This window comes from Mesorhizobium tianshanense (assembly GCF_007830515.1).
GTDB classification, from domain to species: domain Bacteria; phylum Pseudomonadota; class Alphaproteobacteria; order Rhizobiales; family Rhizobiaceae; genus Mesorhizobium; species Mesorhizobium tianshanense.
In genome coordinates this window covers 1-9244 of the sequence record NZ_VLKT01000117.1, presented here as the reverse complement: position 1 = coordinate 9244, position 9244 = coordinate 1, and the positions used below count along the sequence as shown (strand labels likewise).

The following is a 9244-nucleotide window of genomic DNA, read 5'->3' as shown; positions in this document are numbered from 1 at the left end:
AGCGATGCGCCTTGACGTGGCTGCTATCGATGGAAAGCTCATCCGGAACGGGCCCGGCAGCCGCCATCTTCTCGAAGATACGCTGCCAGATGCGGCGCTGCGACCACCTGTTGTAGCGATTGTAGATTGTGGTTGGCGGACCATAGGCTGCAGGCACGTCGCGCCAGCGGCAGCCGGTCTTGAGAACATGCAGGATGCCCGAAATCACCCTGCGATCATCAACCCGAGGTTTCCCCGCTTTGCCGCGAGGAAGATGCGGTTCCATCGCACTCCACGCCTCATCCGACAACCAAAATAAGCTCTTCGACATCACTTCGGCCTCCAGCGACTCATTGAGGGCGAATAATATCAATGAAAATCAGTCAATTGTATGAGTTCTCAACCTAGGCCTTCAGCCCACCTTCATTGCTGGGGGGATCGATCTCCACCAAGCGGTATGCGGCCTCGACCAGACACCGTTGCGCGCGTAGCCTGCTGCACAGCGCGATATTCTCGGCTACCATTTCTTCTGTGCGTTCAAGCGCGAGCTCGGTCCGATTGATGCGCTCCCTGGCATTGGCCATCGCGCGTGCGTGGGGTTCCATGGTGTCCATCATGATTTGCTAACTCATGGCGGACCGGATCGTTCCCTCGAAGGTCAGCAAACCCACTTTGGACTCGCCGTCGGTGAGTATTCCGATCGTGATGCCGGCCAGCGCGATGCCGATGGGCAGCACGATGCCGATGGGCAGTTGCCTGAAGTTCGCGCTGGCCCGCTTGATGGCGGGCCTAAACGCACTTGCCAGCAACGCGCGCCCGCTGGACGGCGTCCATCTCGCCCTTCTCCTTTGAGATTTCAGCCTCGCGCTGTTTCGTGTTGTTTTCGCCCATGCTACCGACTGGAAGGCCGATCCAGAGGACGCCAATGGCATCGTTATCACTCGTCTTTTGTTGCTTGGCGAGAAGTGGTGCCAAGTCTGAATTCATTCAGTAGAGTTCGGCATCCAACTTGCTGCATGATTTTCCAGCGTCAAGCTTAGTCGGATACGACGCAATTCTGCTTGCGCCATCGTCCGCCGCACGTATTGTCGCTTGGGCTTAGGGAGGACTTGGGGAATGACGCTTTCCAGGAAGCAGGCGCTTTAGAGGAAGTTCCTTCTTAAGGCGGCGCAGACGCGGATCATGTGCGCGGCTTCCTATGCGGAACTCAACGGGACGCTCTGCGACGCCTGACCGTTCCGCCATGGCAACGACAAGCCCCGCTTTGTTGGGTTATGTGATTGGTTATGATAAGTCCGAAATAACGAAATAACCACTTAAGTCATTGATTTTGCTATAAGGATGGCGGAGAGAGCGTCTTTCAATTTGACGCCTATGCCGCTGAAAATATTTAACTTTTTCTGCTGTTTGTTACACAGTTTGTTACACAGCTACCACTGCGATGTTCGATCGCGCCAAGGCTCATGGCGCCGTTGGATTAAATCTCGCCAAGACCCTACTATCATGTCCACTTGGAAATAGTCACTTCGGGGCCCTCCGCCAAACGCCATGCAAAATCGCTGCTTTGGCGGAGCCGCGCCTCAATTCGGTCATTGAGGCAGTCGATGCGATCTCCGGCCCGCTGTGCCGTGGGATGCCATGTGACCGAGACGGACAAGTCAAAAAATGCATATTTTGATCTTAAGAATTATGCATCTTAAGAGCTGCTCGAATGAACTCCTGAAATTCCGTCGAGCGGCGGATTGCCCTAACAAGCTCCTGTTCTAGGGCAGAGTCGCTCGACGCCGAAGGCGGCCAAGCGCTCAGGAGTTTTGACATCCGCAGGCGCATTTTCTTCGAAATCGGCACTTTTCCAGCCAATATCTTCGACAAATGACCTTGGTGGACTTTTAGTAAGTTTGATAGCTCGGCCTGAGACATCAGTGTCTCGCGCCGTTTGCTCTCGATCATGAGAGCAATCTCCGGAATCTTGCTATCCATATGTATTGCATATATAAGTTCGGCTATGCTCGCTACATCGAAATCCGTTCCCCGTTTCCTTCCCGATGATGAAGTGGTGCCAGGTGTACGTTTTGGTCTGAGCGGTTGGGCAGGGAGCCCAGCGTATTGGGCCAAGATGGCAGAGTTCGAAGCCGGCGATTCCGAAGACTATGTCAGCCCAAAAGGCACGCCGCTGGTCGAAGATTTGGCATTTTGCCTGCTAGGTGGATACGGCGTGAAGATGGAGCTCAATCGTGCCGCATGGGAGCACCTCTATGAGGCGGGGGTCTATTTCTCTGATCCAGTCCCTTCTCGCCAGGAGATCGAGGAATTGCTCAGCGTGCCGCTGCTGGTAGAGGGGAGGCGGCACAAATACCGCTATCCGCGGCAGCGGGCTGATCGGCTCCATGTTGCTTTGAATGCGATCCGCGAGCGGCCGCCGCGGACAGACAACCATCAGATCTTTCGCCAACAGCTGATGGAGTTACCCGGCATCGGACCGAAGACGGCATCCTGGATAACCAGAAACTGGTTGGGGAGCGATGATGTCGCTATCCTTGATATTCATGTTCTTCGGGCTGGGACACTTATGGGGCTGTTCCCTGAAAACTATCGCCTGCCCAAAGACTACGAAGCTCTCGAAAAAAAATTCCTCGATTTTGCGAGGGCGATTCACGTGAAGGCGTCGCTTCTTGATGCAATTATGTGGCGGGATATGCGCATACTGTTCAGCTGACTATTTACCTTCTATCGGGCGACCTTCTAAACTTGGAATTGGGAGGCTTGATTCGATGGCTGGTAAGAGCAAACCAAAGAGTATTAATCAACGCTCCGAGAATTCGAGCGTGTCGAAGCCGAAGGCTGGCAAAGATGCAGCGGGATTTGGTCTGGGCGGTGTCGAGGGCGTTGATCGCTGCGATATTCGCATTGATACGGACCTGGAAGGAATTCGCCTTCCCGCGCTTTCCGGCCTTGCAAAGGGTGATGTTCTCCGAGTCGGCACGGAATTTGTGGATCGACATCCAATTGCAGTAACGATCAGATCTGACGGGATGATCGTTGGCGCACTCGCCGCATTCCAAAACTACGCAAATTTCCTGGAATGCCTCCAAGGTGGGGTGAAGTATGCCGTAACCGTCACTCAACTAGGCTCAGGCCATTGCCACGTTATCGGTGGCCGTACGGCATGATCATTGTCGGCGGCGTCTATCGTGAGGAATGCGTACGCCCTCACTGGTCGCGGATTTTTGGATCGGCCGGGCGCGCCGCAGTGGCGCTATCCGCGCTTTCACCAGGCTCTCACCTCGTGGCTCATGCTTATATCGGTTGGGCAGAGGATGTGCGGCAGACCATGCACGGACTCGGGGTGACGACGGATCTGAGGGAGATCGGATCCGACATTGCATTCCATTACTTCCATCCGCTTTCCATATCGGAACTTGTCGGAGCGGCCGACAGTCCGTTGCCTCCACTTTCTGTAAATGGCGATGTCATACTGCGGTTCGGTATGGTCGAGGGCGATGCTGCCATAAGCGCCAGGCGCGCGGTCTATGATCCCCAGCACCCTTCGGCTGCCCTCCTTTTTCACGCCAATGGCTCCACAGCGAAAGAACTCGCTGTAGTACTCAATGAGGTGGAATTCGAATGTGGCGCCGGCAGCGGTGACATCTGGAATTACGACATCGCGCGCGATCGCTTCAATGCCGACGTCATTGTTGTCAAGCGCGGCCCTCTTGGGGCTGTGGTCATGCAGGCTGGCGGCAACATACGAATTCCCGCCTATCGATCGGAAACCGTCTTCAAGCTGGGCTCAGGCGACATCTTCAGCGCCGTCTTTGCTCACCTTTGGGGTGAACGCGAATGGCCGGCGGCGAAGGCCGCCGACTTCGCCTCGCGTGGAGTTGCCCGCTATGTGTCGACGCGCGGGACCCAAGTTTCGCTTGAGGGGCTTGAGGATCTGGCTCCGTGTGCCAGCGGAGAAACAGCTGGTCGAATATACATCGCCGCTCCCTTCTTCACGCTATCGCAGAGATGGCTCGTCGACGAGATGCGTGGCTGCCTGACGATGCTTGGTGGAGACACGTTCTCGCCAATTCACGATGTGGGCGCTTACGGCGGCTCTGAGTACATAGCGGGTAAAGACCTGGATGGACTGCGGTCGTGCAACACGGTTCTCGCCGTCATCGACGGAGAGGACGCGGGGACTTTGTTCGAGATTGGGTATGCTCGAAGTCTCGGAATTCCGGTTGTGGTTCTCGCGGAGGCGCCACGACCAGAGAGTCTGACGATGCTGGAGGGAACCGGCTGCACGGTAACCGACGATTTCACCACGGCAGTTTACGGCGCGATCTGGAGTTCTCTGAGGTGAGGGCGCTTTTGTTCTCGGGTGGGCTAGACTCGTCTGCGCTGGCATGGTGGCTGAGGCCGCAGGTCTGCGTCACGATTGACTACGGCCAGCGCGCAGCCAAAGGCGAGATCGCAGCGTCTTCCGCATTGTGCAGCCAGATTGGTCTCGAACACCGCACAATCCAAGCTGACCTCTCGTTTCTCGGATCTGGTTCGATGGCGGCGAAGGCGGTAGTGGACGGCGCGTCTGCCGAGGAATTCTGGCCGTATAGAAATCAGATGCTGGTGACACTCGCGGCCATGAAACTCATGCCTGAGGGTGTCAGCGAGATCATCCTTGGTTCGGTATCGACGGATCGGCACGCTGATGGAAAGGCGCCTTTTCTGAAATCCCTCGATCGTACCCTTTCGCTACAGGAAGGACATGTGCGGGTCACGGCGCCGGCGCGACGGATGTCGACAAGGACGCTATTGCGCACGTCAGGGTTTCCATATGAGCTGATCGGCCTCACCTTTTCCTGCCATGTCCATGAGTACGCATGCGGTCAGTGCAACGGCTGCCTGAAGCATCGCGAATGCGTGGAGATGACCTATCCCCGTCCAAAGAGAGGAGCTGCCTGATGGGAGGGTATGCACCTAAGGGCGCCCGACAGGCCGCGACGAGCCGGAGGTCGGTCGTCTTGGAAGACGGCTGTGACGTTCGTTTCAATGTTGATCTTGTCGGGGTCAGGCCCGACCAGGTGAAGGGCCTTGAGACGGGCGAGGCACTCCTTGTCCAAATCTCTGAAAATGGAAAGTGGCGCAGCCTCGTTTGCGTGACAAACGGCGGCGGGATCGTCGGGACTCTGGCAGCCTTTCAAGGACTCGCACGGCTGATCGCCTGCGTGGAGACCGGAGCACGTTACATCGCGATTGTTGAGGTTGCTTCAGCCACTCGTTGCTCGGTCGAGGTCATACGAGGATGATTATCGCCGGCGGTATATATCTTGAACGCTGCCAGTACCCGAAATGGGAGCGCTTGTTCGGATCGGGAATGCGCGCAGCCATCGCGGTCAGCGGGCTGTCGGAGGGCACGGTGCTCCACACTTATGTGCCGAACGTCTGGAAAAGCGACGCCGAGGCGACACTCTCCAGTTTCGGAATTGTCGGGAGATTGATGCCAACCAGACACGAGCTGATCTTCGAGTATCTCGACACTCTGCAGAAGTCGTTTGTTCCAGATGTGCCCGACGATAACGAGCAGGAGAAGCGCCTCACGTTGGATGGCGACGTGGTTCTGCGGTTCGGGTTCATGGAGGGAACCGCCGAGGTCAACGGCCGTACCGTTGTTTACGACCCACAGAACTCTTACGCGAAATTCCACGCGAATGGTTCGACCGCTGACAGACTGGCGATGATCCTTTCGGAGGAGGAGCTTCTCGGTTTTGGCGGCCTGGGGGATGCATCCCGGACCAACGATAACCTCGCAGCGGCAGCGCAGAATGTTTTCGAGAGCAAGCCTGCTCCCCAGCTCATCCTGACCAAGGACCGGTTGGGAGGGCTTCAAGTATTTTTCGGTGGGTCTCCGACCCCGATAAAGAGCTACGCTTCCGAAAGCTATTTCCGCATTGGCGTGGGGGATGTTCTCGCCGCGGCTTTCGCGCATGCATGGGGCGAGCTTGGTATGGAGCCTGTGGAAGCTGCAGACTTTGCGGCACGAAGCATTGCCTATTTCGTCGAGGATGCTCGGCTGCCGCTCCTTCCACCGCCGCAGCTGTCCGATCTTCGCCATAGCCGCAAGGATGGTGATCATTTGCGGCTCCTCGGTGTCGGACGTTTCGAGGCGAAATCGCTCGTCATGCAGACTGAAATCCTGATCAGCGACTTCGGCGGCTCGACTGCCTTCACGTACATAGACTGGGAGGGGGAGATCCGCGCGGAGGGGCCGATCGACCTGCTCATCATCGGATCGAGTGAGGGGCCTACGATCAGCGGTGAAATACGCAAGCGAGTAGGAGAGCCGAAGGTGGTGTTTTGGCCAGAGCGCGATCGTCGGACTGTCCAGTGGTGCTTTCCCGCATCTCGCATAGCAGGCGACTTCCCCAGCGCTCTCTATCACGCGATGCGAAGTCCCTCATCATGACGAGGACGCGACCACCCCGGAAACCATTGCCTCGCGCGGTCGAGAAGCGTCCGCATGGTGCGCCAGGGCCGGCGGAATATGAGGCAATAGCCCGCGACACGCAGGCCCGCTGGATCAAGTTCATCGAGTTTATCGATGCAAAAGCACACCCGATGCGGGTGTTTCGGGGGTGTGGCTCGGAAACGCACGAATTCATTCCGACCGTCGGAAGGCCGCCTGCCGTATACTCGGCCCTGCACGAGGAAAGGGTCTTTCGAGCCTTCCAGCAATCCGCGGGACCGATGTTCCAACTTCCTGTAACGGGTGACTGGAATTGGCTTGCGGTCGCCCAGCACCATGGACTTCCAACTCGCCTGCTGGATTGGACCACGAACCCGCTAGTTGCCTGCTATTTCGCGATCTCAAGTGGAAAGCAAAACGAAAATGCCGTCGTTCATGCTGTCAATATCCCGTCCGAAGACATCGTAGATCCGGTAAAGGATCCGGATCCCTTCTCGATCGATCGCGTGATGTTCCTCGTTCCCACGAAATCGGCTCCGCGAATCGTAAATCAGCGTGGCTTGTTTTCAGCCCACAATCGGCCGGATAAGCCATGGCTACCTGAGAATGCTGACAAGTTCACCATTCCAGCCAGTATGCGGTCGAGGTTTCGACGAACGCTTTTCAAGATGGGCATCGATCAAAGTCACATCTATCCGGATATCGGCGGTCTCTGCGAGATGTTGAAGTGGCGCTACGTCGAAAGGATCGGCATTGGTACTCCGATGATCGGGTGACGGACATGGATGACAAGAATAGAGTATTGCGTCGGAAGATCGTTGAGGCCGTGCAAGCGATGGACTATCAGGACACGCAGGCCCGGTCGGATCTCGACCTGCTTTCGACATCGACTCAGATCGACACGGTAGAAACTTTTGAGAATGAAATCCGATTCGAGGGGAATCAATTTCAGGGTCCTCTGACCTGGTATGTTGTCCTGCGTTACGGAATGAACACGGATGACCCTCTGGAGACTTCAGAGAGTTTTCCGGGGGCCTTCCACGGCAGTCTCGTCGACTCTGAGCCAGTCATCGATGACATGACGGTCGATACGTCGTCATTCCATGGCGAGATTGCCGATCACGATGCCTCTGACTTCTAGCCCTGAGCCGGTCATGCGTTGGCTATCGACGAGAAGGGCGGCCCAGTGTGAAATACCCATTTCACACTGGGCATTTCCAAGGATTCTGCCGGCCGAACCGCTGACCCAAAGGTGACGCACCTTCCAGGGCGTGAACGGCAGCTTTGCGCCCCGCTTCAGCCGTTCGCCGTTCCTCTGCCACCGCCTGTTAGCTGCCGTCTGTGCTTCGGCAGGGGGGTCCGAAGCCGATCGGCGTAGGGGTCCCACCTCGTATCTGCAGGTGACGCGGTTTGATGAAGGGTGTCACGCCCTCATGCCGATTCCCAGCGCGGCTTGGAATCCTACCCGAGCGAGGCTGGTATCCGGGCCAGGGTGGATTTCGATTCCGGCGACGTCGCGTTGATCCGCGACTACATGGACGGTTCGTGACAACGGGGTTGCCGAAAGCAAGAACGTGCCGGTCTGCAGGCGGGGAGACGTGGAAGGTTTCAAGGGGCTTCGCTTTGGCCGAGGAGGCAGGGCTCACCTAAGCCGTGTCACGGGAGAGGCGTTCCCCTCTAGTAGGCTTCAGATGCCGAGGTGACGGCGGATATCCTCTAGGGCGGGACTCGCCGCGATGTCACCGCGTGTCCAGAAGACGCTTCTTTCATCGTTCTTCGCAATGGCCGCCGTTAGGCAGGCGCATACCGCATCGACGACCTCGGGATTCGTCGATGCGTATCCGATGGGCACAGGATAAGCCGTTTTCGGCGCGGGAACATGGATGAGAATAACCGTCCATCGCGTTGGCTGCACGATGATCTCCAACGACAACGGAAGAGCATTCGGCGGCACAGCCACGCACGCCGCAAACAGAGGCTGTGATCTGCCTTCCTTTCCTCCCCCGTACTGACGAACAAGGTCACGGCGTGAGCGGGTGTCCAGATCCGCGCGCGGCAGGAGTGTGATACCTCCCTCGGAGGAAATCTCGCTGTTTATCTCCCGGATCACATCCGCAAGTGTCTCGCTACGTCCCCACGCGGCGTGCTCGGCCGGAAGCCAGAATACCGGTGGCGCATCATCGTTCGATTGGACTGACGTCTTGATGAACTCGAACAGCCTCGCAGCCGTTGCTGAAATTGTAACTGACCCGGCAAGACGAATGGACGGCGCCAGCCATTCTGGCAACTCGGACGTATCGCGGTGCGTGATTTGAAGCCATCTGAGTACGCCAGTTGCGTATTCCGACGAAGCCGGCCATCGATTCCGATTTGAAGCCGGCCAGTCATTCCGATTTCATTCCGGCCGGTGTTCCGATTTGAAGCCGGCCATTTTTCGGGCTGATCCTGGGTCTCGTTGATGTTTGGATTGGGTTTCGTTTCAGGTCAAGCTTGCGCTGTTTCAGACGCTCTTGGCGAGCGCTGTTTTCGCATGCTTTCCCCGGTGAGATCGATGCGATAGGCGTTGTGAACAAGGCGGTCCAGGATGGCATCGGCCAGGGTTGGGTTTGCAATGATCTCGTACCAGTGATCCAGGGGCAGCTGACTGGTGACGATTGTCGATCGGCGTTCGTAGCGGTCTTCAATGATCTCAAGCACATCACGCCGCTGGTCATCATTGAGTTTTTCCGGTCCCCAGTCATCGAGAATGAGAAGGTCGGTTTTGGCGAGTTGCTTGAGGATCCGGCCATAACGTCCGTCGCCTCTCGCGAGGGCAAG

The 9244-nt window shown here is 57.1% G+C and carries 14 protein-coding genes; 9 read left to right on the top strand and 5 right to left on the bottom strand.

What is annotated here, in order from left to right:
* Window positions 1–310 (bottom strand): IS5 family transposase (locus IQ26_RS38315; RefSeq protein ID WP_145722043.1); only part of this gene is annotated, 310 nt, incomplete at its 3' end.
* Between the two features lie 73 nt (window positions 311–383).
* Window positions 384–596, bottom strand: coding sequence for a hypothetical protein (locus IQ26_RS38310; protein WP_240547472.1), 213 nt, complete (start codon window positions 594–596; stop codon window positions 384–386).
* A 13-nt stretch (window positions 597–609) separates the two neighbouring features.
* Between IQ26_RS38310 and IQ26_RS38305 the strand changes: the two genes are divergently transcribed.
* Window positions 610–831, top strand: coding sequence for a hypothetical protein (locus IQ26_RS38305; protein ID WP_145723505.1), 222 nt, complete (start codon window positions 610–612; stop codon window positions 829–831).
* A gap of 828 nt (window positions 832–1659) precedes the next feature.
* Here the strand turns inward: IQ26_RS38305 and IQ26_RS38300 are convergent.
* Window positions 1660–1929: a helix-turn-helix domain-containing protein gene (locus IQ26_RS38300; RefSeq protein ID WP_145723504.1), complete on the bottom strand. Its 270-nt coding sequence runs from the start codon at window positions 1927–1929 to the stop codon at window positions 1660–1662.
* Window positions 1930–1984: 55 nt separating this feature from the next.
* Here IQ26_RS38300 and IQ26_RS38295 point away from each other — a divergent pair, with 55 nt between their 5' ends.
* The 8 genes from IQ26_RS38295 (at window position 1985) to IQ26_RS38260 (ending at window position 7568) form a co-directional block, all read left to right on the top strand.
* Window positions 1985–2695 carry an 8-oxoguanine DNA glycosylase gene (locus IQ26_RS38295; protein ID WP_145723503.1) on the top strand — a complete coding sequence of 237 codons (711 nt, stop codon included), beginning with the start codon at window positions 1985–1987 and terminating at the stop codon, window positions 2693–2695.
* A 55-nt stretch (window positions 2696–2750) separates the two neighbouring features.
* On the top strand, window positions 2751–3149 hold the full coding sequence (locus IQ26_RS38290) for a hypothetical protein (protein WP_145723502.1): 399 nt from the start codon (window positions 2751–2753) through the stop codon (window positions 3147–3149).
* Window positions 3146–4327: a nucleoside 2-deoxyribosyltransferase gene (locus IQ26_RS38285; RefSeq protein ID WP_145723501.1), complete on the top strand. Its 1182-nt coding sequence runs from the start codon at window positions 3146–3148 to the stop codon at window positions 4325–4327. Before IQ26_RS38290 ends, IQ26_RS38285 begins: the two co-directional genes overlap by 4 nt.
* The gene (locus IQ26_RS38280; protein WP_145723500.1) at window positions 4324–4926 is read left to right on the top strand and encodes a 7-cyano-7-deazaguanine synthase; all 603 of its coding nucleotides are present in this window, start codon (window positions 4324–4326) and stop codon (window positions 4924–4926) included. The genes IQ26_RS38285 and IQ26_RS38280 overlap by 4 nt, the downstream gene beginning before the upstream one ends.
* Before the next feature lie 59 nt (window positions 4927–4985).
* Window positions 4986–5270: a hypothetical protein gene (locus IQ26_RS38275; protein WP_145723499.1), complete on the top strand. Its 285-nt coding sequence runs from the start codon at window positions 4986–4988 to the stop codon at window positions 5268–5270.
* A 68-nt stretch (window positions 5271–5338) separates the two neighbouring features.
* Window positions 5339–6427: a hypothetical protein gene (locus tag IQ26_RS38270; protein WP_145723498.1), complete on the top strand. Its 1089-nt coding sequence runs from the start codon at window positions 5339–5341 to the stop codon at window positions 6425–6427.
* A 26-nt stretch (window positions 6428–6453) separates the two neighbouring features.
* Complete coding sequence (locus tag IQ26_RS38265) at window positions 6454–7203, top strand: FRG domain-containing protein (protein ID WP_240547471.1); 750 nt, start codon at window positions 6454–6456, stop codon at window positions 7201–7203.
* A gap of 5 nt (window positions 7204–7208) precedes the next feature.
* Window positions 7209–7568, top strand: a complete 360-nt coding sequence (locus IQ26_RS38260; RefSeq protein ID WP_145723497.1) for a pPIWI-associating nuclease domain-containing protein — start codon at window positions 7209–7211, stop codon at window positions 7566–7568.
* 546 nt (window positions 7569–8114) lie between these two features.
* Here IQ26_RS38260 and IQ26_RS38255 read toward each other — a convergent pair.
* Both IQ26_RS38255 and IQ26_RS38250 read right to left on the bottom strand, forming a co-directional pair.
* Entirely contained in the window at window positions 8115–8714 is a 600-nt protein-coding gene (locus IQ26_RS38255) for a hypothetical protein (RefSeq protein WP_145723496.1), read from the bottom strand.
* A 197-nt stretch (window positions 8715–8911) separates the two neighbouring features.
* Window positions 8912–9244 (bottom strand): ATP-binding protein (locus tag IQ26_RS38250; protein ID WP_162458196.1); only part of this gene is annotated, 333 nt, incomplete at its 5' end.